This is a genomic window from Sorangium sp. So ce1504, from assembly GCF_051521635.1.
In the GTDB taxonomy this organism is placed as follows: Bacteria; Myxococcota_A; Polyangia; order Polyangiales; family Polyangiaceae; genus Sorangium; species Sorangium cellulosum_B.
The window spans coordinates 11,950,354-11,977,006 of record NZ_CP150365.1; the positions used below are offsets into that span (position 1 = coordinate 11,950,354).

General features: G+C 73.2%; 21 protein-coding genes. 9 read left to right on the top strand and 12 right to left on the bottom strand.

Features of this window, described 5'->3' with window-relative positions; all coding sequences use genetic code 11:
* Positions 1 to 32: 32 nt before the first annotated feature.
* The 6 genes from WMF39_RS45005 (at position 33) to WMF39_RS45030 (ending at position 8,273) form a co-directional block, all read left to right on the top strand.
* Entirely contained in the window at positions 33 to 1,232 is a 1,200-nt protein-coding gene (locus tag WMF39_RS45005) for a hypothetical protein (RefSeq protein ID WP_437742580.1), read from the top strand.
* Positions 1,232 to 3,469 carry a DUF2169 family type VI secretion system accessory protein gene (locus WMF39_RS45010; protein WP_437742581.1) on the top strand — a complete coding sequence of 746 codons (2,238 nt, stop codon included), beginning with the start codon at positions 1,232 to 1,234 and terminating at the stop codon, positions 3,467 to 3,469. The genes WMF39_RS45005 and WMF39_RS45010 overlap by 1 nt, the downstream gene beginning before the upstream one ends.
* Positions 3,466 to 5,205, top strand: a complete 1,740-nt coding sequence (locus WMF39_RS45015; protein ID WP_437742582.1) for a pentapeptide repeat-containing protein — start codon at positions 3,466 to 3,468, stop codon at positions 5,203 to 5,205. The genes WMF39_RS45010 and WMF39_RS45015 overlap by 4 nt, the downstream gene beginning before the upstream one ends.
* Positions 5,206 to 5,224: 19 nt before the next feature.
* On the top strand, positions 5,225 to 6,184 hold the full coding sequence (locus WMF39_RS45020) for a S41 family peptidase (RefSeq protein WP_437742583.1): 960 nt from the start codon (positions 5,225 to 5,227) through the stop codon (positions 6,182 to 6,184).
* Between the two features lie 560 nt (positions 6,185 to 6,744).
* The gene (locus tag WMF39_RS45025; protein WP_437742584.1) at positions 6,745 to 7,308 is read left to right on the top strand and encodes a hypothetical protein; all 564 of its coding nucleotides are present in this window, start codon (positions 6,745 to 6,747) and stop codon (positions 7,306 to 7,308) included.
* Positions 7,309 to 7,817: 509 nt separating this feature from the next.
* Positions 7,818 to 8,273 (top strand): hypothetical protein, encoded by a 456-nt coding sequence (locus tag WMF39_RS45030; protein ID WP_437742585.1) that lies wholly within the window; start codon positions 7,818 to 7,820, stop codon positions 8,271 to 8,273.
* 99 nt (positions 8,274 to 8,372) lie between these two features.
* Here WMF39_RS45030 and WMF39_RS45035 read toward each other — a convergent pair whose 3' ends face one another.
* From WMF39_RS45035 to WMF39_RS45090, 12 genes are all read right to left on the bottom strand, one after another.
* Entirely contained in the window at positions 8,373 to 9,497 is a 1,125-nt protein-coding gene (locus tag WMF39_RS45035; RefSeq protein WP_437742586.1) for a hypothetical protein, read from the bottom strand.
* 14 nt (positions 9,498 to 9,511) lie between these two features.
* Positions 9,512 to 10,063 carry a DUF3540 domain-containing protein gene (locus WMF39_RS45040; RefSeq protein ID WP_437742587.1) on the bottom strand — a complete coding sequence of 184 codons (552 nt, stop codon included), beginning with the start codon at positions 10,061 to 10,063 and terminating at the stop codon, positions 9,512 to 9,514.
* Between the two features lie 27 nt (positions 10,064 to 10,090).
* Positions 10,091 to 11,860: a DUF2169 family type VI secretion system accessory protein gene (locus WMF39_RS45045; protein ID WP_437742588.1), complete on the bottom strand. Its 1,770-nt coding sequence runs from the start codon at positions 11,858 to 11,860 to the stop codon at positions 10,091 to 10,093.
* Between the two features lie 30 nt (positions 11,861 to 11,890).
* Entirely contained in the window at positions 11,891 to 12,949 is a 1,059-nt protein-coding gene (locus WMF39_RS45050; protein WP_437742589.1) for an FHA domain-containing protein, read from the bottom strand.
* A 228-nt stretch (positions 12,950 to 13,177) separates the two neighbouring features.
* Positions 13,178 to 13,816: a signal peptidase I gene (lepB, locus tag WMF39_RS45055; RefSeq protein WP_437742590.1), complete on the bottom strand. Its 639-nt coding sequence runs from the start codon at positions 13,814 to 13,816 to the stop codon at positions 13,178 to 13,180.
* A 72-nt stretch (positions 13,817 to 13,888) separates the two neighbouring features.
* Positions 13,889 to 14,770 carry a trypsin-like serine peptidase gene (locus WMF39_RS45060; RefSeq protein ID WP_437742591.1) on the bottom strand — a complete coding sequence of 294 codons (882 nt, stop codon included), beginning with the start codon at positions 14,768 to 14,770 and terminating at the stop codon, positions 13,889 to 13,891.
* Positions 14,771 to 15,029: 259 nt separating this feature from the next.
* On the bottom strand, positions 15,030 to 15,566 hold the full coding sequence (locus WMF39_RS45065) for a hypothetical protein (RefSeq protein WP_437742592.1): 537 nt from the start codon (positions 15,564 to 15,566) through the stop codon (positions 15,030 to 15,032).
* 314 nt (positions 15,567 to 15,880) lie between these two features.
* Complete coding sequence (gene proB, locus WMF39_RS45070) at positions 15,881 to 17,032, bottom strand: glutamate 5-kinase (RefSeq protein WP_437742593.1); 1,152 nt, start codon at positions 17,030 to 17,032, stop codon at positions 15,881 to 15,883.
* On the bottom strand, positions 17,025 to 17,678 hold the full coding sequence (locus WMF39_RS45075) for a hypothetical protein (protein WP_437296130.1): 654 nt from the start codon (positions 17,676 to 17,678) through the stop codon (positions 17,025 to 17,027). Before WMF39_RS45075 ends, proB begins: the two co-directional genes overlap by 8 nt.
* A 30-nt stretch (positions 17,679 to 17,708) precedes the next feature.
* Positions 17,709 to 18,749 (bottom strand): ABC transporter ATP-binding protein, encoded by a 1,041-nt coding sequence (locus tag WMF39_RS45080; protein WP_437742594.1) that lies wholly within the window; start codon positions 18,747 to 18,749, stop codon positions 17,709 to 17,711.
* Between the two features lie 4 nt (positions 18,750 to 18,753).
* Positions 18,754 to 21,462 (bottom strand): signal peptide peptidase SppA, encoded by a 2,709-nt coding sequence (gene sppA / locus WMF39_RS45085; RefSeq protein WP_437742595.1) that lies wholly within the window; start codon positions 21,460 to 21,462, stop codon positions 18,754 to 18,756.
* Complete coding sequence (locus WMF39_RS45090) at positions 21,459 to 21,956, bottom strand: DUF2505 domain-containing protein (RefSeq protein ID WP_012240946.1); 498 nt, start codon at positions 21,954 to 21,956, stop codon at positions 21,459 to 21,461. The genes sppA and WMF39_RS45090 overlap by 4 nt, the downstream gene beginning before the upstream one ends.
* Between WMF39_RS45090 and WMF39_RS45095 the strand changes: the two genes are divergently transcribed.
* The 3 genes from WMF39_RS45095 to WMF39_RS45105 all read left to right on the top strand — a co-directional run bounded on the left by WMF39_RS45095 (position 21,943) and on the right by WMF39_RS45105 (position 26,624).
* Positions 21,943 to 22,158: a hypothetical protein gene (locus tag WMF39_RS45095; RefSeq protein ID WP_437742596.1), complete on the top strand. Its 216-nt coding sequence runs from the start codon at positions 21,943 to 21,945 to the stop codon at positions 22,156 to 22,158. The two genes, WMF39_RS45090 and WMF39_RS45095, sit on opposite strands and share 14 nt — an antisense overlap.
* 287 nt (positions 22,159 to 22,445) lie before the next feature.
* Positions 22,446 to 25,172 (top strand): Kelch repeat-containing protein, encoded by a 2,727-nt coding sequence (locus WMF39_RS45100; protein ID WP_437742597.1) that lies wholly within the window; start codon positions 22,446 to 22,448, stop codon positions 25,170 to 25,172.
* A gap of 546 nt (positions 25,173 to 25,718) precedes the next feature.
* On the top strand, positions 25,719 to 26,624 hold the full coding sequence (locus WMF39_RS45105; RefSeq protein WP_437742598.1) for a hypothetical protein: 906 nt from the start codon (positions 25,719 to 25,721) through the stop codon (positions 26,622 to 26,624).
* The last annotated feature ends 29 nt before the right edge of the window (positions 26,625 to 26,653 follow it).

The window sequence follows — 26,653 nt, forward strand, 5'->3', positions numbered from 1 at the left end:
CGCCTGGTACTGTACCCGACGCGGAGGCACGCATGGGTACGCGCGAGGGTGAGGGTATCAACGGGAAATACCTCCTCATCGAGGTCCCGAATTTCAACGACGCGGCGTCCGACGCCGAGGCGATGGGCTCGTATCTGCGCCTCGGCGCGGTCAAGGACCCGAGCCTCGCCGGAAGCCCGGGCGCGCCGAGGGCGACCGGCGAGGACCTCGCCGCCCGGGTCACCTCGTTCATCGACGACACCCGCAAGCGCGACGGCTGCCCCGATTTCCTCCCCGAGGCCGAGCGGCAGGCCGAGACCGCAAAGCTCCACACCAAGGGCGGCTGGCGCGACCACTCCGACGGCAACCGCATCACCACCACGCGCGGCGACAAGGTCGAGGTCATCAAGGGCAATTACCGCATGCTCGTCCTCGGCCGGCAGGAGGACACCGCCGGCTGGGACGTCTCCGGCGGCCATATCCAGGACGCCACCGATCTCTGGACCGCCGCCACCACCATCGAATGGGTCCAGAACTACAACGGCACCTGGAAGGTCACCGAGAAGACCGAGAAGGGCGACGTCGACACCACCTATCACGGCGACACGTTCGATCGCTTTTATGGCAACAAGCAAACGAGCATCACCGGCTCCGAGGCCCCCACGGCCGAGCGACCGAACCCCACCTGCCTGAGCTCCACCTGGGCGCAGCGGATCGAGTCGTACACCGGCTCGGCGGCCTGCCCTGTGCCGCTGATCTCCGACGAGACCTGGGCCGATCAGATCGCCAGCAAGACGACGGCGATCGCGATCAGCGACGAGACCACCGCGCAGACCATCTCCAGCACCACGAGCGCCACGTCGATCAGCGACGAGACCGCCGCCAGCACCGTGTCCAGCACGACGACCGCCTCGCTCGTGTCGGATACCACCATCGGCGAGGTCCAGTCGGTGACCCTCGGCAATACGAGCGACGTCACCATCGGCAATGCGGCGTCGATCACCGTCGGCGCCACCGAGGAGGTCACGATCGGCGGCCTGGTCGAGCTGACGATCGCGGCCATGCTCGAGGTCTCGCTCACGGCGGGGGTCTCGATCAACATGGGCCCCAAGGCCGAGCTCAACCTGACCAACCGGCAGGAGCTCTCCCAGTTCCGCACCAACGTGAAGAACATCTGCGCGAGCGTCTCGTCGGCCGAGTCGGTGAGCACCGGGGCGTACAGCGTGATGTCCGGCGTCATCAACCTGTTCTGATGCAGACCCGGAACCTCACGCCCTTCCCCTTCGGCGCCAAGGTCTGCTCGCGCAGGCCGCCGCAGCCCGAGGTCGTCCTCGTCGTCCGCGGCCGGTTCTCGCTCCGCCTGGGCGAGCCGCTCGCGCCGCTGGAAGGGCAGCTCGCGCAGGGGGCGCTGACCGCCGAGACCTTCGAGGGAGGCGACGGCGAGCGCGACGGCGAGCGCACGTACCCCGGCGATTTCGCCGACTGGAAGCCGGCCGCGGATCTCCTGCTCCGCGGCGCCTGCCACCCGCCGCCGGGCGAGCCGCAGCGCGAGCACCCCGTGGGGTTCGCGGTCGGGAGCTGGTCGAAATCGCTGCTCGTTCCGGCGCCGCGCGAGGGCCGCCAGGTGCCCGCGCCCTTCGGGCCGATCCACCCGGACTCGCCCGAGCACCGCCGGATGCTCGGCAAGGAGTACGGCCCCTCGTACCGGAAGGCACGCGCCCCCTGGTACGCCGAGGACTTCGACTGGGCCTATTTCCAGGCCGCCCCGCCGGATCAGCGCCTCGCCGGCCACCTGCGCGGCGACGAGGAGGTCACGCTCCTGAACCTCCACCCCGCCGCGCAGACCGCCTCCTTCCGCCTGCCGGGCCTCCGGATCCGCGCGGTCGTCGAGGACGCCCAGGGCCGCGTGCAGGACGCCCGCATGAGCCTCGACACCCTCTTCGTCGAGCCGGACGCGGGCCTCGTGACGCTGACCTGGCGCGGCCACGCCGAGGTGGCCGAGGACGATCTCGCCGACGTGCGCGCCGTCGTCATCGCGGCCGAGCCGCTCTCGGCTGCGCCGCTGCCGCTCGACGATTACCGGGAGACACTCGCCCAGCTCGCCCGCGATCCGCGCGGCCTCGAGGACCTCCCGCCGGAGGTGCGCGAGGCCTACGACCTCGTCCGCGACGGCGCGCCGCGGCCGCCGCGCGCCGCCGCAGACGAGGCGGATCCGGTGTCGAAGCTCCTCGCGGAGCGGCTCGGCGGCCTCCACGCGCCGGAGCAGGACCGCGTGCGGCAGCTCGTCGCGAAGCTCCGGGCCCTGCGCACCCCCGAGGGCGTCGACCTCGAGCGCACCGTCGCCCAGGCGCTCGCGCGGCTCCCGGCGCAGCGGCAGGCCGCGTACCTCCCGGCCGCGCCCGCGGGCGCGCCGCGGGTCCCCATGGGCGGCGCGCTCGACGCGCTCGTCGCGCGCGTCGAGAAGCTCCGGCGGGACGCGGCCGCGCGCGGGACGGCGCTCGAGGGCGTCGAGCGCCTCGACGCGCTGCTCCGCGATGCCCGCCTCCGCGAGATCGTCCCCGGCTACCGGCTCCCCGGCGAGGCCGCGGCGCCGCCGCCCGAGCCCGGCCCCGGCGCCGACCTCTCGGGGCGCGATCTCTCCGGGCAGGACCTCTCGGGCCGGGACCTCTCCGGGGCGAAGCTCTCCGGCGCGCTCCTCTCGGGGGCGAACCTCGCGGGGGCGAACCTCTCGAACGCGGATCTCTCGCGGGCCGTGCTGTTCGAGGCGAACCTCGAGGGCGCCGCGCTCCCGGGCGCCGACCTCTCCCAGGCGAACCTCACCGGCGCGCGCGCCGCGGGCGCCGATCTGCGCGGCGCGACGCTCGACCAGGCCATCTTCACCCGCGCCGATCTCGCACGCGCCCGCCTGGCGAGGGCGCGGGGGCGCGGCGCGCTGCTCGACGAGGCCGACCTCCGCGAGATCGACGGGGAGGAGCTCCACCTCGACGGCGCCGTCCTCCAGGGGGCGAAGCTCGATCGGGCCTCCTTGCGGGGCGCGTCGCTCCTCGGGTGCATGTGCGCCGGATCCTCCGCGAAGGACGCGGATCTCACGGGCGCGTCCCTGCCGCGCACGAGCTTCACCGACGCCGATCTCGAGCGCGCGACGCTCGTGGAAGCGCGCGGCGAGGGCGCGGCGCTGCTCCGGGCGAAGCTCGACGGCGCCGATCTCCGGTATGCGTCCCTCCCGCGGGCGCACCTCTCCTGGGCCTCGGCCCGGGGCGCGCGCTTCGCGTGCGCGGTCCTGCGCGGGAGCCGCTTCTACCGCGCCTCGCTGGAGCGCGCCGACCTCGCGCAGGCCGACCTCTTCGGCGCCGACCTGTGCAAGGCGCGCCTCGACGGCGCCTCCTTCGCCGGGGCCAGCCTGTACGGCGCCCGCCTCGAGGGCGCGAGCGCCGCCGGCTGCGATTTCAAGGGGGCGAACCTGCGGCGCTCCAGCCTGGAGGGCGCGTGAAGAGCGTCGAGGAGCTTCTCGACCGCATCCGCTCCGGCGCGCCGCTCCACGGCGCCCGCCTCGACGGCCTCGATCTCTCGGGCCGGGATCTCACGAACCTCGATCTCGCCCGCGTCAAGTTCCTCCGCACCAGCCTGCGCGGCGCGCGGCTCGCGGGCAGCGCGCTCTCGGGCGCGCACTTCGTCGAGTGCGACCTGCGCGACGCGGACCTCGCGGGCTGCGCGCTGGACGGCGCGCTCGTGCTCGGCTCGAACCTCGAGGGCGCGCGCCTCGCCGGCGCGACGCTCACCCGCGCGAAGCTCTCGTACCAGCGCCTCGCCCGCGCCGATCTCTCCGGCGCGACGATCGTCGAGGTCGAGGCGGTGGGCTCGGACTGGTCTGGCGCCCGGCTCGCCGGCGCGACCCTCTCGGGCTCGCGCCTCGACCTCGCGAACCTCGAGGGCGCGGATCTCACGGAGGCCCGCGTCGCGCGCGCCTCGTTCACCCGCGCGAACCTCCGCGGCGCGCGCCTCGCCCGCGCCCGCGTCGAGGCCGGCGCCTTCGTGGGGGCCGATCTCACCGGCGCGGACCTCGACGGCGCGGAGCTCGATCGCGCGGTCTTCGTCAAGGCGGACCTGCGCGGCGCCCGCTTCCCGAAGCGCATGCACGGCGTGGTCCTCGACGAGGCAAAGCTCGGCCGGCCCGAGCTCGCGGGCAAGGACCTCGCCGGGACCGACCTCACGGGCGCGGATCTCTCCGGCCTCGACCTCACGGGCGCGGATCTCTCCCTCTGCTCGCTGCGCGGCGCCGACCTGCGCGGCGTGAGCCTCCGCGGCGCCCGCCTCGAGCGCTCGATCCTCTCGGACTGCGATCTCACCGGCGCGGACCTCCGGGGCGCGAGCCTCCTCGGCTGCGACCTCTCGCGCTCGATCCTCCGCGGCGTGGACCTCTCGGGCCGCGATCTCGAGTCGGTGATCCTCATCGAGGCCGATCTCGAGGGCGCCGATCTCACGGCCGCGCGCCTCGTCCGCTGCATCCTCGACAGGGCGCGGCTCTCCCGCGCGAACCTGACGCGCGCTGTGCTCCAGCAGGCGCTCCTCCGCGGGGCCGCGCTGGAGAGCGCCGTGCTCGGCAAGACGATCTTCGATCGCGTCGATTTCACCGGCGTGGATCTGCGCGCCGTCTCGTTCGCCGGCCTCACGGTGCACCGCTGCGCCTTCATGGAGGCGAACCTCGAGCGGATGAGCCTCCGCGACTGCGATTTCATGGGCAGCGATTTCTCGAAGGCGAACCTGCGCGGCGCCGATCTCGAGGGATCCATCCTGACCCAGGCCAGGCTCCGCGAGGCCGCGCTGGACGGGGCGAGCCTGCCGCATGTCGTGGCGAAGGCCGCCTATTTCGGCGGCGCCTCGCTGCGCGGGGCGAAGCTCTCGCGGGCGATGCTCCGGTACGCCACGTTCACCCGGGCGGATCTCGACGGCGCGAACCTCGCCGCCGCGGATCTTCGAGACGCCATGCTCGATCATGCCGACGCCCGCGGCGCGCTCTTCCTCTCGGCCCGCCTCGAGCGCGCCGACCTGTCGCACGCGCGGGTCGAGGAGGCCGACTTCAGCGAGGCCGATCTCGGCGGCGCCAACCTGCACGCCCTCCACGACAAGGGCGCGCGCTTCTCCGGCGCGAGGCTGCTCGGCGCGCGCCGGACGGACGTCGACCGGCTGGAGGCGGAGGCGTACACGCCCCCGCGTCCGCCGCGATAAGAGCGGAAGGAGCGGACGCGTGCTGCCTGCGAGCAACAACGGCGCCGGGATGAACATCGGGTTTCCGGACGTGTGCCTGACGCCGGTGGGGCCGGTGGTGGTGCCGATTCCGTACCCGAACTTCGCGCTCAACGCGATGGCGGTGAATTTCTCGGTGAAGGTGAAGGTGTCGATGATGAACGCGCTGAACCTCGGCACGACCATCCCGATGACCTTCGGGATGGAGCCCGGGGTGGCGCACCCGCTCTACATGGATTTCGGCGCCTACGTGGCGGGCAATCCCAAGGTGATCATCGAGGGGTTGCCGGCGATCAACCTCACCTGTCCGACGACCGGGAACGCCGGGAACAACGCGGTGGGCGCGGTGCTGGTGCCGAGCGCGGTGAACGTGTTCTACACGTGCGCGGCGGCGCCGGCGGAGGTGCTCCCGGGCGCGGGGAACGTGGAGCACGCGCTGCTGAGCGATGGTGTCGGGGTGATCCGGATCCGGGTGTTCTCGCTGGACGTGCCGGCGCTGGTGTACCGGGCGATGCGGGCGCTCGAGGCGGAGGGGATGCGGGAGCTGGTCATCGATTTACGGGACAACCCTGGAGGAGAGCTGCGGGCGTTCGTGGAGCTCGCGGGGGATTTCCTGCCGGCGGGGAGCGTCGTGGCGACGGTGACGGACGGCGACGGTGATGAGGTGGTCTATCGCTCGCGGCAGGAGGAGCCGTATACGGTGCCTGTGACGATCCTGGTGAACCGAGGGACGGCGTCGGCGTCGGAGCTGTTCGCGGGGTGCCTCAAGGTGCACGGGCGGGCGGGGATCGCGGGCGAGAGGACTCACGGCAAAGGCGTGGGGCAGGCGCTCTGCGCGGGCGAGGGGGGCGCGCGGATGGCGGCGGCGGTGCGGGTGACCTTGCCGGGCGGGGCGGAGGTGCAGGGGGTGGGTGTGGACCCGGATCCTGGCGAGACGGCCGCCAGGGGGTGGCCGGGGTGAAGAAAAAGAACAAGAAAAAGAAGCAGAATAGCCCCGGCGGCACCTCGATACCGCTCAACAACGCGACGGCCGGTGGGGGAAATGCTGCCACCAGAACGCTTTCAGTCACCGCGTACCTCCCCACCACGCAGACGGCGATAACCCTGGGAGCCCCCGCGACGGTCCTGGCGACCGTGGGGGCGATGGTTGCAGGCCCGGTTGGCGCGGGCCTGGGCATCCTGGCCGGCGGGGTCGGCGGGGCATTGGTCCGATGGTATCGGGGAGGGGCGGCTTCCCAGCCGCCGCCTCCGCCAGCGCCGGCCCCGCTGCCGCCTCCGCCCGCGCCGCCTCCGCCAGCGCCGGCCCCGCTGCCGCCTCCGCCGGCGCCGCCGCCGGCGGCACCGGCCCCGCTGCCACCTCCGCCGGCATCGCCGCCGGCGGCGCCGGCCCCGCTGCCACCGCCGCCGCCGACGACAGTGCCGCTGGTACCGCCGACGACGGCGGCACCGCCGCCGACAGCGCCGCCGCCGCCGTCGCCGGAAGAGGTCGAGCATCACGCTCTGGTTGGATTGGCCAACTACTTGAAACGTGAGCTCGAGTCGGCGTCGCGATCCGCTGATCCTGCGCTGAGCGCATGGGCCAAGGGCAGGCTCGCCATCCTCAGCACCGCTCCCGACGCCTACTTCTGGGGTACGGGGCAGCAGGCGACTGCCAGGGGAGAGCTAGAGCAGCTGCGAAACCACCTCATGCACCAGCAAAACGCGGCGGACGCGCGCGCGCACGCCGTCGCCCTCCGGCGCGCGCGGTTCGAACCGAATGACTCCGGCACCTGGGAGATGAACCCGGTGCAGTACCTGAACGGCATCACCGAAGGTGATATCCGGGCGTCACCCGAGGGCGATCGGATCCTGAGAGACCTCGGGCGCGGCCAGCTCAACGATCGGCACCATCGCGCCGCCGAGGGCAGGATGTCGCACCAGCACCTCTCGACCGGATCGCGCGGCATAGGGTTCATCTACGTCCAGCAGCCGGACGGAACGGTCACGCCGTACGTGGTGGATCTGGGTGACAAGCTGCCCGACAACACGTACCGGTGGGATCATGGGGGGACAGGCTATGTGCCCCCCCGTCCAGGCGGTCTGTAGGATCCGACAGGTCGGCGCGGCGCTGGTCGTCGCGGGTGGTGGCCGTGACGAACAGGAAGAAGAAGCAGCAGAGCCCCGGGGGTACGTCGAGACCGCGGAACAACGCGACCGGCGGTCGGGGAAAGTCTGGCACCAAGACCCTATCCGTCACCAGAAGCCCGAAGAAACGCACCGGCGACCAGCCTGCCGGGCCCGCAGCACGCCGCCAACGGTTGACGAAGGCGGAGGACGGCACCTGGCGCAGGTCGGCGCTCGCACAGACGTTCGGCTTCTCCGATCCGGAGCCTGGGTACCGGAAACGCAATCAGCAACGCGTGGACTCGGCGCTCGTCGCCCAGTACCACAATGGCACCCCGAGCAATCCTCCGATCGTTCAGCCGTCACCGCCGCCTCCGAATCCGCCACCGCCTCCTCCTCCGACTCAGCAGCCCGGGCGTGTCACGATCCCGCCGGGAAGACCCCAGGGCGTCTTCGACGCGGTCTACCATGGCTCAGCCATCTTCCGGGCGATGGTCGACCGGGTTCTCCAGGACGGCGACGTCGAATACATCATCACCAACGACAACGTGTCTTTCTACGATCGAGCCGGGAATCGGCGCATCATCTCCATCGGCCTCAATCTTCCCGGAGGCGAGCATCGCACCGACTCCGATATCATCTTCGAGATGTGCAATGCATGGGCCGACGCGACGGGCCTGAAGCCCGGCATGAGCAGCTTCGTCGATCCCGAAGCCTACGGGAGGGCGGTCGAGCGCTCGGAGTGGGAGGCGGCGCAGCGCCATTACCAGATCATGAAGGAGATGGAGCAGCTGGATCGCGGCTACGCGCTCTTGAACCGGTTCGCGCCGGGCTTCGAGAGGCCGGACCGCCCCTGGACGGACTTCCAGAACTACTACGATGACCAGAAGCACTCCGGTCACACCGATCACATCATCCAGCACCACCCGAGCTACCCAGGCCCCTGAGGCGGCTGGTGGCCAGGGCGATCGGCGCCCGGGAAGCTACCGAGGAGGAGTTCCTCCCCGTCGACCGTCATCGTCTCCTCGGTCAGCTTCGCCGCGCTCTCACATGACACTGCAGATAGCGCACTTCTGACCGTGATGGTCGTCTGCCTCCGCGTCGTGCTCGTCCTTCGCCTCGCCGCCGGGGGTCGGCTCGGGCGGCGGCGACTTCGTGACCGAGATCTTCTCGAACACGACGATGCCGTCGATCCAGGGCTCTTGGTCAGGCGGCCTCGTGCCCGCGCCGTCCTTCGTCACGGTGTCGATCTCCTTCCCCTTGCGCTTCCATTTCCGCATCTTCTCTTGCCATCGCTCCGGGAAGTCACGCGCCTTGCAGGCGATGTTCGCCCAGGGGTCGATGATGATCGCCTCGCCCCAGTCGTCGAAGTCGCCCGGATATCCGCCGTTCTCGTCGGCCTCCGGCGGGTTCAGGACGACGAAGGCGTGATCTCCGCTCGCGAAGCCGCCGTTATCCGCGGTGGGCAGCCGCTTGCCGAGGCGCACCATGTCCACCTCCGCGCCGTGGGCTTCCTCTGGATGGGAGAGGAGCCAGATCGTCAACGCGGAGAGCTCGAGGCAATTGCCGACCCTCTCCTGCGCGACCCGCGCTCCAAAGGCCCGCACCTGGTCCATGCTCATGTGCAGCGGCGACGTGCCCGTCTTGGCCCTTGTATACGCCATCTGCCTTGCGTTGACCCAGGCCGCATAAGAGAGCTCTTTCTGACGTGCCTTGTCCCTCGTGTCCTCTCGCTTGTTGATGGACTTGAAGGGCCACCACGTGAGCTCCGCGATGGGCGGAGCGGTCGGTTCGGAGATCGTCTTGCGCGCAGCCTTCATGATGCGCTCTGCCACGTCGAGGAGAGCGCCGCTCCGATCGGCCCGAAGGTCGAGCACCGCGAGCTCGAGCCCGGTTCCGCGGCTGTTCGACGAGGCATGGTACGCCTCGATCGCCGTCTTCTGGGCCAGATCCAGCACGGAGCCTGGCGTGCTCCGGTTCGGCGGCTCGGGCTCGCTCTCTTCGTCCTTCGTCTCGCCGGTTTCCTTCGCATCGGGGGCGTCGGTCCGGGTCTCGGTTTGCGCCTGGATCGATTGTGAATTGCGGAGGGTCGCCGCGCCGCCCTCCGTCTCGGTCGCGGCGTCCGTCCCGAGCTTGTGCCCGTTGTGGCTCAACCGCCTGGCTTTTTTCATGCGCGTCCTCCCTGTTACCCGAGGTGGATCTCCTTCCCGTTGATCGTCATCGTCTCCTCGGTCAGCACCGTCGCGCTCTTCGCCTTCGTCGTCGCCGACCCGTCCACCACCGTGTGGCTCTCGCGCGCGTGCAGGCTGAACAGGTCCGTCACGCGCTGGACGAGCGACGCCGCCTTCTGCACGAGCGACCCCGCGAACACCCGCACCTTGTCGCCGTGCAGGTCCACCTCCGGACCCCGGAGCTCCACGCCCCGGTCCCCAGAGAGGCGCAGCGCGCCGCCCGCGGCCCGGACGTCGACGTCGCCCTGGAGCTCCAGCGTCACCTTGCCGGTCCCGTGCAGGACGCCGATGACATAGAGGCGCGCGCCTCGGCCGATCACGAGCAGCACGTCGCCCACCGCCGGCGCATAGGGGATCGCCAGCGCCATCGTCGCCTCAGCGCTCTCCCCGTCCGGCAGCTCGACCACCGCCGCCTGTCCGCGGGCTTCCAGCACGTGCGCCGGCCCCAGGTATTCCTCGGCGCGCGCGGACGTGGCGCGCTCCCGAACCACGGCTCCCTCCGACATGGTTGGTCCCTCCATCCTTGTTCCGGCTCAGTCCTTGCGGAAGCGCTTGTACAGGCTGCCGAGGAGGTTGGGCCGCTCTTGCTTCGACGCGGACGGCGCCGGAGTCGGCGCGCGCGGCTCGGGTGAACGCTCGACCTGCGGATCGCGCTCCGGCGCGGGCAGCGGCTCGGAGGCGCGCGCGGGCGTGGGTGTGGCGACCGGCGCAGGCGCGGCGGCTTGCGTTGGCGCAGATGCAGGCGCGGCGGCCTGCGTTGGCGCAGGTGCAGGCGTTGCGATCTGCACGGGCGTAGGCGCAGGCGCGACGTCTTGCGCGGGCGACGGTGCCGTCTGCGCAGGCGCGGCCTCCGGCTCGCTCAGATCGACCGTGCCCTCCAGCGGCGACGCGATCGCCGGGACCGCCGCCGCGCTGCCCGCCGCCCACGGCGCGCTCGGGCGCTCGCCGCCCTCCCGCTCGCCACGCGCCCCGGCAGGCGCGATCGGAAACGGCGCGCTCACCGCGTCGTCCTGGCCCGGGCCTCGGACCCTCACGGGCGGCAGCGGCACGGTGCGCGCCTCGCGCGGCCTCCGCTCGCTCCCCGCCGGGGGCAACGTGTCATCGAGCGGGAACGTGCCCTCGAGCGGGTGCGCCCCCTCGCGCGCCGGCTCTCGCCCCGTCGCGACGCCCGCGACGCTCACAGGCGCATCCACGACGTCGCCCTCGCCGAGCCGCACCGTGGAGCTCCAGTCCGTCCGCTTCGCGCTCTCCCCCGCAGCCGCGCCCGCCGCGCCCGCCGCGCCTGCAGGCGCCTCGCTGAGGTCCGGCCACGGCACGGGCTCGTCCCCGACCTCCACGCCCACCGCGGCGCGCAGCGCCGGGAGCACCTCCTCCGAGGCCACCTGGAAGCTCCCGCGGAAGACCACCGCGCAGCGCTCGGCGTCGGGCTGCACGATCAGCGTGTCGCCCACGAGCGGCAGCCACCGCGCCGCGCCGTTCGGCAGGAGGATCGTCGCGAGCGCCCGCAGCGCCGGCAGGCGCGTCGCCAGCGCCGGGTGGTGCCGGCTCAGGCCCTCCAGCACGATCTCCTCGCCGCCGAGCACCCGATCGAACCGCTGATCCGCCGGCGCGGACTGGAAGTACGACCAGTCGAAATCGTCCGGGATCGACGCGATCCCCTCCAGCTCGGCGCGCGCGAGCCCGCGCAGCAGCCGCGCCCGGCTCGGCACGATCGGCGGGATCGGCCCGAGGCCGACCGGCGCGCGCCCCCCGCCCGGCGGCAGCAGGTTGGGCAGCGCGCCGCCGCCGCCCACGCGCTCGTCGGCGCCGGCCCCGACGCCGAGCGGGTTCTCCGGCTCACCGGGGCCGCCATACGCGCGCTGGTACTCGATCGGCATCTTCACGAACGGCTCGGGCAGCGCCCCCGCCGCCGCCGCGCCGCCCGCCCGATCGCCCACGACCTCGAGGCGCTTGTCCACCAGCGCCGCCCCCGCGCGCAGGATCGCGAGCCGCACCGCCATTCCCCGGACCGGCGCCCCGCCGGGCGCCCACGCGTGCCCGGTGAGCACCACCTCGGCGCGCGCTAGCCAGGGCGCGAGATCGCTCGCCGCGAGCAGCGGCTTCATCGGGTTGCCCCGCGTGTAGACCTCGCTCCGCACCAGCTCCAGCGGCTCGATCCGCCGCGCCTCGCCGCCGGGGACCAGCGCGAAGGTCGCCTTGGCGACGAGGGTCACGTGGAGCTGGCCGCGGCTGCGCCACAGCGTCGCGCCCGCCGCGACCGGGCCGGCGCGGAGGACATCGAGGGCAAGACGCGCGGTGGTCATGGCGAGGGGCGCCGCGCCCGCGGGCCAGCGTTAGTTCGTGTTGAGCTCGACGCGCAGGAGCTTGCGGCCGATGAAGAGGTAGTCGCCGTGGGCGAGCTCGCGCTCGCTCTTGATGCGCACGTAGGTCCCGTTGCGGCTGTTGAGATCGGTCAGCGTGAACTTGCCGTTGTGCTCCTCGAGGCGGCAGTGCGAGCCCGACATGTACAGGTCGACGGGGAAGTTCAGGTCGCCGCCCTCGCGCCCGATCTGCAGCGAGGTGCCGCGCGCGCAGACGGTCATGCCGACCGCGCCGCCCTGGAGCACCTGCGTCAGGCGGAACGGGCTCGGGTGCTTCGGCGAGGAGTAGAAGAAGGTCCCGTCCGGATCCTGGCCGTCGGAGGCGCGCGGCGTCGGATCGAGCCGGAAGAGCTGCTCGCCCGCGAGGAACGTGTCGCCCGGCGTGATGTCGATCGTGCCGCGCACGCGGATGTACACGCCGTTCAGCGAGCCCTCGTCGCGCACCACCAGCTTGCCGTCGCGGTAGAAGAAGTTCGCGTGCTTCGGCGAGACGAACGGGTCGTCCGGGAAGACGAGCTGCCCGTTGCGGCCGACGATGTGCTGCTCCGCCTTGAGGTGGAACGAGAGGCCGTCCATGCCCTCGCCGCGGATGAGGATCAGCTTCGCCTTCGCCGGGTTCTGCATGTCCCCGAAGAACAGCGTCTGCGCGTTGAGGATCTCGGGCGGGACCGCCGTTCCGCACCTCCCACAGAACTTGTGGCCCGAGGGGACACCGCTCGAGCAGGAACGGCAGACGTAGTTACGGGCTTGCTCCATCAGCTCCTCCTGGGAGAGTTCGGCGAATTCGCTCTTGGACGAGGTGGTCTTGGGGCCCCGGCCCTGACCGCGCGCGCTCGTCGGGTCGAGCCGGGCGCTCGCGCTGCCGGCCGCGGGCGTGGGGGAGCGCCGGGCCGGCGTGGTCGTCGAGCTCGCCCGGCGCGTCGTGAACAGGGCCAAGTCGTTCGCGCACTCAGAGCAACGCGCGGTGCCCATCGGGCTCCACAGGTCGCACTGGCCACAGACGATGCCAATCTCGTTCTGCTCGGTGTGCAAACGTCTCCTCGGTGCATTGGAGGACCGCGGATCGCGGTTCTCCGACCCGCGCCAGTGGAAGGCCGCCGTGGCGGACCTCCGACCGATGAAGCGAGCCAGGACGGGGAACCCGGGCCGCTGCTCGCGCGGGGTCCCTGACCCGGGTGGAGAGAGACACGGTTCTAGACGTCGATGAGCGGAGGGGTCAAGCTCTGAGGTGACGCCGGTGGGGGCGACGGCCGGCCCTGCTCAGCGCACGAAGGTGAAGCGGCGCCGGTCGTCGCTCCAGCCGGCGCCGCCCCAGAGCCGGAAGACGATCCGCTGGTTGCACGCGGCGCGCGGCTGCAGGCCGAAGTCGCGCGAGTCGTCGTGGTAGCTCCGGTTGTCGCTCAGCAGGAAGACCGTGTCGGGCCGCACCTCGACGTGGTAGCGGCGCTCGAGCGGGGGCCTGCGCCCCGTCGCCCGGGGGTGGAGGCCGGGGCCCATCATCACCATGTCGCACGAGAGCTGCACCGGGTTGCCCGTGGCCGGGTCGGTGATGCTCACCTTGGGCTCGGCGCACGCCGTCTCGGCGTCGTAGCGCTGCCCGTTCACGAGGAGGACGTTGTGGTCGACGTCGACCGTGTCGCCCGGCAAGCCCGCGATCCGGCCGACGATGTGGCTGCCGGGGGCCTCGGGATCCGGGCACCGCACCAGCTCGCCGAAGCCGGGCGTGCCCCGCGTCAGCACGACGACCGCGTCGCCCGGGGCGAGGCTCGGCGCGAGCGCGGCGCCGAGCATCGGGTCGTTCGGCACCACCCAGACGTCGAGGACGAGCGCGCGGAGCACGACGCCGAGCAACAGCAGGGTCCCCACGATCCAGAGCAGCCCGTTGAACAGCTTCCGCATGCAGCAGCGCAGCCTAGCGCAGCTCCGGTCGCGGGCGGCGGGCAAGCACCGCGCGAAGGCGCCGCGGCGCCGTCAACGCAGGCACCCCCTGTACGGCGGCAGCTCGCTCGGGCTCGCGCCCGCCGCGATCTCGCGGGCGGCGGAGAAGAGCTCGGGCCACACGTCGAGGCGGCTGAAATACGAGGTCCCGGTGGTGTGCTCGTCACCGTCCATCACGCTCGACGAGATGACGCCGACGACGTCGCCCCCCCGATCGCTGCGCGCCGGCCCGCCCGAGTCGCCGGGGCAGATCGAGGCGATCGCGACGAAGTGCCCCGGGCTCACGGCGTCGATCGCGCCGCCCGGCCGCGGCGCGAGGTGGATCGGGTCGCGCGAGAGCGCGCAGCGGCCGAAGCCATAGGGCGTCACCTGCTCCCTGGAGACCGGCTCGGCCTCGATCCGCGGCGGGAGCGTCGGGATCCCGACGAGGCGCCGCGACAGCACGAGGATGGCGATGTCGCCCTCGCCCGACGTGTACCCGCAGTCCGGCGACACCACCGCGCGGACCTTCACGTCGCCCCACGGCAGGTGGTCGCCCCCGAGCTCGATCGAGATCACCTCGGGATCCTGATCGCGGCGCAGCGTCCTTCCGTTGTCGTCCCGCGCCGCGACGCAGTGGTGCGCGGTGAGCACCAGGTCCTCGGTGATGAGCGTCCCCGTGCACGTCACGTCGGTGACGATCCGGACGATCGCGTCCTCGTTCGTCGCCAGCTCGAACGGCGGCCGGAGCTCGAACGGGCGCTGCTCCATGCCCGGCTTCGCCGCGGGGATCGGCAGCCCCGCGTTGGTGATCGGCCGCGCACAGCCCGCGGCGACGGTGAGGGCGAGCGCGGCCGCCACGGCGGCGCCGCGTCGGTACAACCCTGTCCATGCGGTCGCCAGGGCGCCCAGCGTGCGAGCTTGCGGCTGTTCCACCTGAGGGAGACCCTCCCAAGCGCAACCGGTTGTTCTCTCGGACAGCGCCCCCGGTACGAACGCGCCGAGCAATGCCAAAGACTACGACATAAGGCGGTGACCGTCATTCGACAACGACAGGGTTTCCAAGCTTGGATACGGCCTCGACGATCGCAGATCACGTTGCGCGTCTCGCCGTCTCGCCGCCTCGTTTGTAGTTGCTCTGTACATTTACGCCTGCGTTTACGTTCGCGCGTGCGTCGATGTTCCCCGCGCCGCGCTAGCGCACCGCGACGAGGCGCACCTGGCTCGCGCTGCGCGCGTAGGCGTCGAGCGCGGCGCGGGCGGCTGCCGCGTCGACCTGCGGATCCTCGACGCCCGCGGCGACGAGCTGCTCGAGGAAGGCGCGCTGGTGCTCGGACTTCGCCGCGAGCCACGCGGGGCAGGCGCCGGCCGCGCAGGCCGCCGACGCCTGCTCGGACGCGGCGAGGGCGTCCTGGACGCGGCCTCGGCGGAGGAGCGCCCGCGCCGAGAGGAGCGCCGCCTCCGGGAGCGCGCGCACCTCGCCGGGCGCCGCGTCGAGGGCCGAGGAGGCGAGTCCTGGCTGATCGCGCTCCAGGTAGGCCGCGGCGAGCGCGGTGACGCTGGCCGGCGTCCTGCCCTCGGCGTAGCGGGCCTCGAGCGCCGCGAGCTCGTCGGCCCCCGCCGCGGCGCGCGACGGCAGGAGCTGCGACGCCCGGACGCTCGGCCCGAGCCCGATCGTCCAGACGACCCCCGCGAGAACCAAGCCGTTCGCGACGAACAACCCGAAGCGCATCACACGACCTCCAGGAACCGGCAGGGACCCCCGGCCGTCGGCGGCGGCCGGCGGCGACGGGCAGTCGCGTGCGGTAACATGCGGTGAACGAAGCGACAGCGGGGCGGCGCGAAGGTTCCCGCGAAGCGCGAGCGGGTGGTGGCCTGATTTGCCCCGGAGTGATTCACATGAAGGCGGGAAGGCGGGAAGATCATTGATCTTTTCTTCCCGCCTTCCCGCCTTCATGTTCAAATCCGGCCACCACCCGCGAGCGGCGCGCCATCGTGGTTGGCCGGGAGGGCCGACGCACCTACAGGGCGGCCGGGGCCGCGGGGCTACTCGCTCGGGAGCACCACCAGGTCGTCGCGGTGGACGACGACGTCGTCATCGCCGGCCTCCTCGCGCTTCTTCCGCGCGGTGCGCGCGGCGTCGCTCGCCGACATCCGCGCGAGCCCGCGCGCGATCTCGGCGCCGTCCGGGTCGACGACGGCCACGGCGTCGCCAGGGAGGAAGGTGCCGCGCACGCCGAGGACGCCGACGGCGAGGATGCTCCGGTTCTTCGAGCCGATCGCCTCGGCGGCGCCCCGGTCGACGAGGATGGCGCCGCGCGGGCGCAGCGTGTACGCGATCCAGTGCTTGCGCGCGCTGAGCCGCTGCGGGACGGCGGCGAAGAGGGTGCCGACGTCCTCGCCCGAGACGATGCGCGTGATGATGCCCGCCTCGCGGGCGGCGCCGATGACCACGTGCGAGCCCGCGAGCGTCGCGCGCCGCGCGGCCTCCACCTTGCTGGCCATGCCGCCGGTGCCGACGCCGGAGGTCGACGCGCCCGCGAGGTGCCGCGCCTCGCGGGCGACGCTGCGCACGAACGGCACCCGGCGCCCGTCGCCGTCGAGCAGGCCCTCGACGTCCGAGAGCAGGATGAGGAGATCGGCCTCGCAGAGCGGGGTCACCATCGCCGCGAGCTGGTCGTTGTCGCCGAACTTGATCTCCTCGACCGCGACGGCGTCGTTCTCGTTGATGATCGGGATCGCGCCCGCCTCGAGCAGCGCGGCCAGGGCGTTCCTCGCGTTGTTGGTGCGGGTGCGGTCCGCGAGGTCGGCGTGCGTGAGGAGCACCTGCGCGACGAGCAGGCCGACCTTGCCGAAGGCCTCCTCGTAGCGCTGCATCAGCACGCTCTGGCCGGCGGCGGCGGCGGCCTGGAGCCAGGCCATGTCCTTCGGGCGCGACTTCAGCCCGAGCTTCGCCACGCCGAGGGCGATGGCGCCGCTCGACACGATGACGAGGCTCCGGCCGGAGCGGCCGCGGAGCGCGGCCACCTCGGCGGCGAGCCGGTCCCAGGCGTCGCCGGAGAGGCTCTTCGAGCCGATCTTGATGATGATGCGGCGGCAGCGCCGGAGCGCGGCGCGCGCGGCCTGCGGATCGAGCTCCGGCGCGGCGTCGGCCGCGGCGCCGCCCTTCGTGGCGGTGCGGTCCTCGGTGTCAGTCATGGGGGATGCCGGCGGCGGCGATCTCGTCGAACGCCGCGTCGAGGCGGCGCTCGATGTACTCCGGGACCGAGGCGCCAGCGAGCAGGAAGGCGTCGATCCAGCGCGTGAACTCGTCGCGCAGGTCCTCGGTGCCGCTCGGCAGGACGGTGAAGCTCGCCTGGAGGGAGGGGGACAGCGCGCGGCGCACGGCGCGATCGACGGCGTCGCGGACCCAGCGCGCCTCCTCGGCGTGGACGCGCACGGCGGTGCTCCGGCGGAAGCGCGTGATGTAGCGGTCGAGGAGGTGGCCGAGGGCGTAGACCTCCAGGCCGCGCGCGGCCGCCGCGAGGGCCAGGGCCGGGTTGAGCCGCCGGAGGACCTCCTTCGTGACGAGCTGCGCGGCCTTGCGGAGCGTGGTCTGCTCCGACCCGGGCTCGACGAGGAGCGCGCGCGCGTCGGTGGTGAGGCTGAGGCCGTGGCGGGCGACGGTGTCCTGCACGATGGCCCCGCGGATGCGCAGCAGCATCCGCGCGGGGAGCACCGGGACCGGGATCCACGAGGCGCCCACCGCGAAGGCGGTGAGCACGGCGAGTCGACCTCCGGGAGGCGGGCCGCCCGGGGTGACCTGAGCGGCGGTCGGCTTGTTCGCGGCGGGTTCGGATGACATCGCGCGCACGGTACTACGGCGGGCGGCAGGTCAGAAGAGGGGGGTGAGCTCGACGATCGCGGCGCGGCAGCGCGTCGCGGCGAGGACGACGTCGCGGGTGGTCGCGCCCTCGGGCAGCGCGGCGGCGAAGCGCACCGGCCCGCCCCGCAGCGCGATCCCCCGGGCGGCGAGCTCCTCGCGGAGGAGCGCCGCGTTGGTGCGGACGGTGACGGCGTAGAGGCGGCTCCCGGCGGCGATCTCCGCGAACGTGCCCGAGAAGGCGAGCTCGCCGCCCGCGAGCACGAGGACGTCGGTGGCGCCGCGGACCAGGGCGCCCCGCGGGCCCTCGACGTCGAGCCGCGCGGCCGTGAGCAGCGCGCCGCGGCCCTCGGTGGCGCCCGCGAGCGCGGCCAGGACGAAGGCGGCCGCGGCGCCGTCGAGGCCGACGAGCGGATCCTCGGCGATCAGCACGGCGGGCGCGGTCACGATCGCCTGGGCGAGGACGAGCGCGCGGCGCTCGGGCAGCGCGAGCGCGCTCAGCGCGCGCTTCCGCGAGGCCGCGAGGCCGACCCGGGCCAGGGCGGGGGCCACCATCTCGGCCGCCGCGCGCGGCGAGGCCCCCGCGAGGCGCGCGCCCCAGCCGACGTAGGCGTCCGCGGTCCACGCGAGCGGCAGCGGCGGATCGAGCGGCGCCGCCCCGCTCGCCGCGCGGTGCGCGGTGCGCGCCACGTCGCGGCCCGCGACCTCGAGGCGCCCGGCGACGACGCGCGCCTCCCCGGGCGCCCCCCCGCTCGCGTCGTCCGCCGCGCCGGCCTGCGCCGGCCTCCGGAGCGACGAGAACGGGACGCCCGTGAGCGCCGCGAAGAGCGCGCCCGCGTCGCCGGCGCAGAGCACGCGATCGCCGCGCGTCGCAGCGGTGAGCGCGTCGATGGCGACCACGTCGTCCACGGCGATGCGCGCCGCGCGGGCGTGGAGCAGCGGCGGCGCGGCGGGCCCGGCCTGCTCCGCGGGCTCGGCGGTCCTGGGCGACGCGGGCCCGGCCTGCTCCGCGGGCTCGGCGGTCCTGGGCGACGCGGGCTCGAGCTGCTCCATGGGCTCAGCGTTCCTTCGACGCAGGCGACGCCGGCGGCGCGGATCCTCCGGGCTCGTCTTCCCGGGCCGTGGCGGGGGCGCCGAACGAGATCTCGCCGGCGAACTCGCTGCGCGCGAGCGGCCTGTCCGCGCCGAACACGAAGAACGGCGAGAGGGCGCGCGCGGCGTCGAGCATCACGGGCGGGATGGTCGCCCTCGCCAGCTCGCCCTGGGCCTGCGCCGAGAAGCCGACCAGGCTGAGCGCGTAGCCGAGGAGCGACGTGTCCTCCTCGGGGAGCGACTGGATGGGCGCGTCGTCGGGCAGCTGGCCCAGCCGGCGCGCCTCGGCGATCGCCTGCCGGAGCCCGCCGAGGCGATCGATGAGCCGGCGCTCGAGGGCCTGGGCGCCGGTCCACACCTGCCCGCGCCCGAGCGCGTCGACCTCCTCGGCCTTCATGTGCCGGTTCTCGACGATGCGGGCGACGAACCGATCGTAGAACTGCTTCACCTTGACGCCGAGCTGCTCGCGCTCGTCGTCGGTGTACGGCCTATAGAGCGACTCGGCGTCGGCGCGGGGCGACGAGCGGAACGTCTCGATGCTGACGCCGAGCTTCTGCAGCAGCCCCGTGACGTCGACCTTCCCGTAGAAGACGCCGATGGATCCGGTGATCGAGGAGCGGCTCGCGAAGATCGGGGCGCCGGCGACGGATGCATAATAGCCGCCGCTCGCGGCCGACGAGCCCATCGAGACGACGAGCGGCTTCACGCGCGCCGTGAGGATCGCCTCGCGCAGGATGACGTCCGCCGCGAGCGTCGAGCCGCCGCCGGTCTCGACCCGGAGCACGACGGCGCGGACGCTCTGGTCCTCGCGCGCGCGGCGCAGCGCGCCCGCGACGGTGTACGAGCCGGCGAGCTTGACGCCGACGAACGGGATCGACCGGCTCTCGCCGTCGATCATGTCGCCGTCGAGGTAGACGAGCGCGACCTTGGGCGAGCGGCCCCAGCGCTCGGGCGCCTCGTCGCCCGGGTCGTCGTCGACGACGCGGGAGGCGCGCCCCATGACCTCGTCGACGACGCGGCCGAGCTCGTCGTCGTAGGCGAGCTGGTCGACGAGGCCGCTCTGCCGCGCTTCCTGGGCGAGGAACGGCCCGCGCGCGATCCGCCGCTCGAGCTCCGGGACGGGGATGCGGCGCCCGGCGCTCACCTCGGCGAGGAAGGCGCCGCTCAGCTGATCGAGCAGCGCCTGGTGGTCGTCCTTGCCGACCCGGGTGCTGGTCTCGCGCGCGAACTGCTCGGCGGCGAGCTTGTGGGCGCCGATGCGGACGATGTCGGCCTGCACGCCGAGCTTCTTCAGGAGGCCGCCGAAGTAGAAGTAGCTCGACGACATGCCGGCGAAGCGCAGCCCGCCCGCGGGGTTCATGGCGATGGCGTCGGCGCTCGAGCACACGTGGAGCGAGCGCCCGCCGGCGTCCTCGAGGTGGCAGAGGACCTTCTTGCCGTGGCTCCTCAGGTTGCGGATCGCGTCGGAGACCTCCTCGGCGTGGGCGAGCGAGCTGGCGGGCTCCGCGCGGAGCACGAGCGCGACGCCGGAGACCTCCGGGTCCTCGGCGAGGCGCCAGAGCTGCTGGAGGAGCCGCGTGTGCCTGCGCACGCCCGGGGTCGAGTCGAGGCGCACGCGGACGACGCGGGCCGGCAGCCGGACGCCCGGCTCGGAGAAGCTGCGGAGCGCGACGCCTGTGTAGAAGCCGGTGCCGCTCTTCGTGATGGCGTTGCCGAAGACGCCGCCGGCGGAGACCTGCAGCTCGTCGACGTTGACGTCGAGGCCGGCCATGGCGGCGATCTTCGGGCCGCCGTCGGCCGTGAGGTCGCGCAGCGCCACGTCGCCCCGGAGCGTGCCCACGTAGGGCACGCGCAGGCCGAGGGTCGCCCGGGGCGTCCAGGTGCCGCTCTCGTCGGGGTCGCTGTTCTCGACGTAGGAGGTCTCGAGCCCGATCTCGAGCGCGCGCCTGCCGCCCGCGGGCCGCACGGCGACGCCGAAGTCGTAGCTGCGCTCGATGGCCTCGCGGAGGCGGTTCTCGGGGCGGTTCCAGTCGCGCGCGACGGCCGAGAGCGAGAGCCAGGTGGAGGGCCGGAGCGTGACGCCGCTCGTGAGCGAGAAGTACCCGTCGAGCGCGGGCGCGTCGGAGCTGCCCCAGCCGAGCGTCGTGCCGAAGGCGAAGGTGGGGCCGGTGTCGAGGGCGAGCCCCCAGCGGACCCAGCGCGACGGGCTGTCGAACGGCGCCGGCGCGGCGTCGGGCGGGTCGAGGAAGTCGAAGCGCAGCCCGGTCGACACGTACCAGAGCGGCACGCCGAGCGCGATCGAGTGGCCACGCGCCGGCAGCGGCGAGGCGGAGCCCGTGTGGACCCAGGTCCACCGGAGCTCGGTGCCCGGGAGGAAGGAGAGGTTCGCGGGGTTCACCGCGATCGCCGAGGTGTCGTCGCTGCTGGCGACGGGCTTGCCGGGATCCGGGAGCGGCTGCGAGGGGCCGTCGCCCGGCGCGGCGAGCGCGGCGGTCGGGCCGGCGAGCGCGCAGAGGCCCGCGCACAGGCCGAGCAGCGCGGCGGCAGCGCTGGCGGGGCGAGCGGCGCTGGCCGAGCGAGCGGCGATGGCGGGGTGCGTGATGCTGGCGAGCCGCCCCGGCCGGGCGGGGCGCGGGGAGCGGGCGGGGCTTTGGGGGCGGGGTAGGTTGTTCATGCGCGGATGAGCTCCCTGAGCGTATCTGCTTCCGCGTCGTACGTCCGCTGGACCTCGGCGAGGGCGAGGCGCTCGACGAGCGGGCCGAGCAGGTGCAGCCGGATCTGGATGTCGCCATCGACGCGGCGGCGGGTGCGGCCCTGTGGCAGGCGCTCGAGCCGGTACGTCCCCGCGGAGCGGAAGTAGCTGCGCCATTGCTCCTTCGGGCTGACCTGCCACGTGGAGGCGTGGTCCGAGAGGCGGTACGTCGAGCGCTCCTCCCAGGACATGGCGTCCTTCGCCACGGGGTAGCTCCGGAAGATCGGCAGCGGCGCGCTCGCCTGGAAGCGCAGGACGCGGAGCAGCTCGCCGTCGCGGAGCGCGTGCTCGACGGTCACGACGCTCTCGAGGGAGGCGACCCGCGTGGCGAGCCGAGGCCCGAGGTCCGGCGAGAGCACGGCGAGCTCCACGGCGTCGAGGGGCGCGTCGAGCTCGTGCGAGATGGTGAAGTGCACGCGGCCCTTCTATCACGCGGCGGAGGCCGGTCGCGGGCAGGTCGGCAACCAGGCGCAGCTTGGCGCCAGGACTCGACTCAGCGTCATCGTGACCCAGGCCAACCTGCGGGCCGGCCTCACGCACTGCATGCAGCAGTTAAGCGCGCGTGCGGCGGCGCCGCGATCGAGCGCGTGGCCGGCGCGCGCGTGGAGCGTGCCGTGACGTCGAGCCCGTGCCCGGCGTGAATGCCGGCCGAGCGGGCGCATCGAAGCAGCCGTATGCATCGCTTCGATGATCCCACGCCCGCCGTGCGACCGTCTCCATCTCCCACCGACGGCCCGTCACCTGGCGGTGCGCGGCGCCCGCCCCGCTCCCGCGAGCCCGCGGCGCGCGCGCTGCGGCGGCCCTGCGCCGCGCCGACTCGCCGCAGCGGCGCGGGGCCCTCGACCGCGCTCGGGCTCTGCCTCATGGCGTTCACCGCCGTGTTTTCCGCCGGTTGCGCGAGCGGCATGCAGGACGAACTCGACCCCGCCGAGGCCGAGCTGCGCGCCCTCTTCCCGGAGCAGGCCGGGCTGGTGCTCGCCGCCGACGGCGCCCTGGCGCGCGGCGAGCGCGGCTATTCCGTGACGGCGGCGCGCGGCGAGGCCGCGCCGGGCAGCGGCTCGTCGTCGCGGGGGCTCGTCGTCCATCTGCCCGAGCACGGGAGCGATGAGATCCGGATCGAGCTGCCGGACGGCTTTCACGTGCGCGTCCGCGAGCGCAGGGGGCTTGGCGCCGGACGGCTCGTGGGGACTCAGGAGATCGCCGGCGGAGATGCCGTCGCCTATGCACACGAAGGTGGGTATTCCTTCTGGACGGCGGCGCACGGGGGATACGAAGAGTGGCTCCTCCTCCGGCCGGGCACCTTCCGGGCGGACGCGCCGGTCGCCGCCTGGTCCGTTCAGGGCGCGACGCTGCGGCGGCGCGGCGCGGCGATCGAGCTCGCCGACGAGGCCGGCGTCGCGCGCCTCGCCGTGACGGCGCCGTCGGCGTACGCGCGCGGGGGCCGGAGGGTCTCGACGCGCCTCGACGCCGAGGGCTCGACGCTCTCGCTCTGGGTCGACGCCCCGCCGGAGGAGGCCGTGCTCGTGGACCCGCTGTGGGTGGCGACCGGGAGGATGATCACGCCGCGCGCCGAGCACACGGCGACCTTGCTGGACGACGGCAGGGTCCTCATCGCAGGGGGATTCCTGAGCTGGGACGAGGGGATCATTTGCGATCCGATGTTCTCGACGACGCCGCTCGGCAGCGCGGAGATCTACGATCCCGCGACGGGCGCGTTCCTGGCGGCCGCGCCGATGGCTGCTGTGAACGGCGGTCACACCGCGACACGCCTCGCGGACGGGAGGGTGCTGGTCATCGGCGAAGAGGCCGGGGGCACGAGCGCCGAGATCTACGACGACGCGCTCGATGCATGGCGAGCGGCCTCGTCGCCATCGGTGTCGCGGTCGAGACCCACGGTCACGCTGCTCGACGACGGGCGGGTCCTCCTCACCGGCGGAAGGGTCGGGTCAGCGGATACGGAGAGCACCGAGATCTACGACCCGGCGACCGACACGTGGGCCCCGGGACCCTCCATGCGGAATGCCCGCGCCGCTCACAAGGCCACGCGGCTGCTCGATGGACGCGTGCTCGTCACGGGCGGCACCCACGGGGCGGCCGCGGGCGCCGTCGAGATCTTCGACCCGGCGACAGCGGCCTGGTCGGCCGCGGCGCCGCTCGGCGGCGGCACTCCGTGGCTGACGGCGACGCTGCTCCTCGACGGACGCGTGCTGGTCACGGGCCTCGCAGGCGCCGCCGAGGTCTACGATCCTGCTGTGGACGCCTGGACCGCGGCCCCGGGCAAGTGGGGCGACACGCCCGCGACGGGCTCGTTGGATGACGGGACCTACGTGACCGGGCTCGGCGTGCTCGGCGAGGCGGCGGCGCGGCTCCCCGGCGGCCAGGTCATGATCAGCGGAGGCATCGAGGCGATCTACTATGCGGACCCCTGGGGAGGGACCATCTGCAGTTCGCTCTATCTTGCGCACGCCCACGACACCTACGATCGAGTCCAGCTCTACGACCCGGTCACGGACGCGTGGTCGCCGGGCGGCAATATCCCAGCTGCGCGAGGCTATCACTCCGCCACGTCGCTCGATGGCGGCGACGTCCTCGTGGCGGGTGGGTACACGTGGCTCTGGTCGACGCGCGAGGGCCTCAGCACAGACAGCGCCGTCGTGTATGCCAGCAACCCCTTGACGAACGGCGCGCCCTGCTCGACCGCCACACAATGCGCGAGCGGGATCTGCGTGGACGGCGTGTGCTGCGCGTCGCCGTGCAGGGATGCTGAGTGCATCGCCTGCTCCATCGCGGCGGGGGGCACGGTGGACGGGGTGTGCACGCGTGCCCACGGCGTCCCGTGTGACGACGGCGACGCGTGCACGCTCGGCGATTCCTGCGACGCCGGGGTGTGCGCCGGAGCTCTATCGAGCAGCGCGGAGTGCGGCGCTGGAGAGGGCGGCGCCGGCGGTGGCGAGGGCGGCGCCGGCGCTGGAGCTGGAGGCGCTAGCGCCGGCAATGGCGGCGCTAACGCTGGTGCAGGAGGCGCTGGCGCTGGCGAGGGGGGTGCCGGCGGTGGCGCTGGAGGCGCTGGCGACGGCAATGGCGGCGCTAACGCTGGTGCAGGAGGCGCTGGCGAGGGGGGCGCCGTCGCTGGCGCGGGAGGCGCTGGCGACGGCAATGGCGGCGCCGGTGCTGGAGCAGGAGTCGCTGGAGGTGGTGGCGCTGGAGCAGGAGGCGCGAGCGACGGCGGCGCCGGCGGTGGCGACGGCGGCGCCGGCGCTGGCGCTGGAGCAGGAGGCGCAGGCAACGGCGGCGCCGATGCTGGCGAGGGAGGCGCCGGCGCTGGAGACACCGGCAATGGCGGCCCCGGCGCGGGAGGCGCTGGCGCCGGCGATGGTGGCGCTAACGCTGGCGCAGGAGGCGCTGATGCTGGCGAGGGGGGCGCCGGAACCGGCAACGGCGGAGCTGTCACGAGCGCGGGGAGCGCCGGCGCGAGCGACGTGAGTCCCGCCACGACCCCGCCCTCCAGCAGCGGCTGCAGCGCGGCCGGCTCGGGCTCCGACTGGCAGCCTGCCGCCGCCGGGCTCGCGCTGCTCCTCAGCGCGCGCCGCCGGCGAGCCCGCCGAGCGCGATCCCCTCGCGACGCCGCATAGAAGCTGTCCACGAGGGGCTCGCTCCGCTCGCGCGCCCGGCATGATCGCCCGCCGGGCGCTTTGGCTCAGAACAGCTCGATGTCATCGAGGTTCACGCCATCCTTGAATGTAGGGCACGCTGGTTGCAGGAGGCGCTTCATGAAGACCAACTCGGGACGCACTGGTTTCCCTGCGGGTTCCCTCGTCGCGCTCGCGATGATTGCGGGCTGTGGCAAAGTCACGATCGAACTACCGGGCTCTGTGGATGTCGAGCCACCGGGCTCTGTGGATGCCGAGCCACCGGGCTCCGAGGATGTCGAGCCACCGGGCTCCGAGGACGTCGAGCCACCGGGCTCCGAGGACGTCGAGCCACCGGGCTCCGAGGACGTCGAGCCACCGGCCCCTGTCGATAGCGAGCCCGAGAGCTGCGTTGAAGGCACGGATGTATCGTTCTTTGCGCCCTCGGGAATGGACGCCGACTGGCTTCTTCCGGTCGATGGGGAACGGCTCATCGCGGTTGGAGCACCAGCGAACGGGGGGGTTGCGGAGCTCGACGAGGCGGGCCACGTGGTGTGGAGCTCGATCCCCCTGCCCGGTGGATTTCTGAAGACCGGCGCCAAGACCGAGGACGGGGGCCTCATGGTCGCGGGCCAGGTGGATGATTCGACGTCTCCCTCCCGCACGGGGTTGTGGCTCGGTCGGCTCGACGGAGCCGGTCAGCTGCTGGCGAGCCGGCGGCTCGGACCATCGGCCTTCAGCGCGCACGTCGACATCGAGCTGCTCCGGCACCCGACCGGGGGGTACGTGCTCTCCACCCACGACAGCGAGGCCCAGGGCGCGGCGCCTCGGCTGCGCCTGGTGCGGCTGGACGACGCGGGCGAGATCGTCCACGAACGGTTCATGCCGATCGCTCCCGGGTCCGCGATCACGGAGTCCTGGAGTCGGGGCGGGGCCGCGCTGCTGCCCGGAGGTGACGTGGTTCAGCTGACCGCGCACGCCGGTTACCTGCGCGTCGTCCGCAGCACCGAGCAGACGGCGCCGGTGTTCGACCGTGTGCTGGAGGAGGTCGGCGGAGCGTGGCCACAGGACATCGCGGCCCTGCCCGATGGCCGCATCGCGATCGCCGCGATCAGCCTCGGTCAGAGTCATGTCATCCTGCTGGACGCCGAGGGAGCGGTGATCTGGGCCAGGACCTATCACCCTGAGCTCGACACCGAGCTTCACGCCATCTCGCACGATCCGAGCACGGGGCTCTTGCACCTCGGCGGGGCGACGCGGGGAACGGACGGAGGAACGCAGCGGATCTGGCTGCTCTCCGTCGACACCGACGGGGAGCTGCGCTGGGAGTACGAAGGGGATGTTGGCACGCCGAGCCGGATCAATGGAATCACATCACTCCCGGGCGGCGGGTTCGTGGCGGCCGGATTCCACGATTTCGTCTATGCGGTGGTCCGCCCGAAGACGTGTCCGTGAGCGGCTAGCGTCGCCTTCCCGGGAGGGGA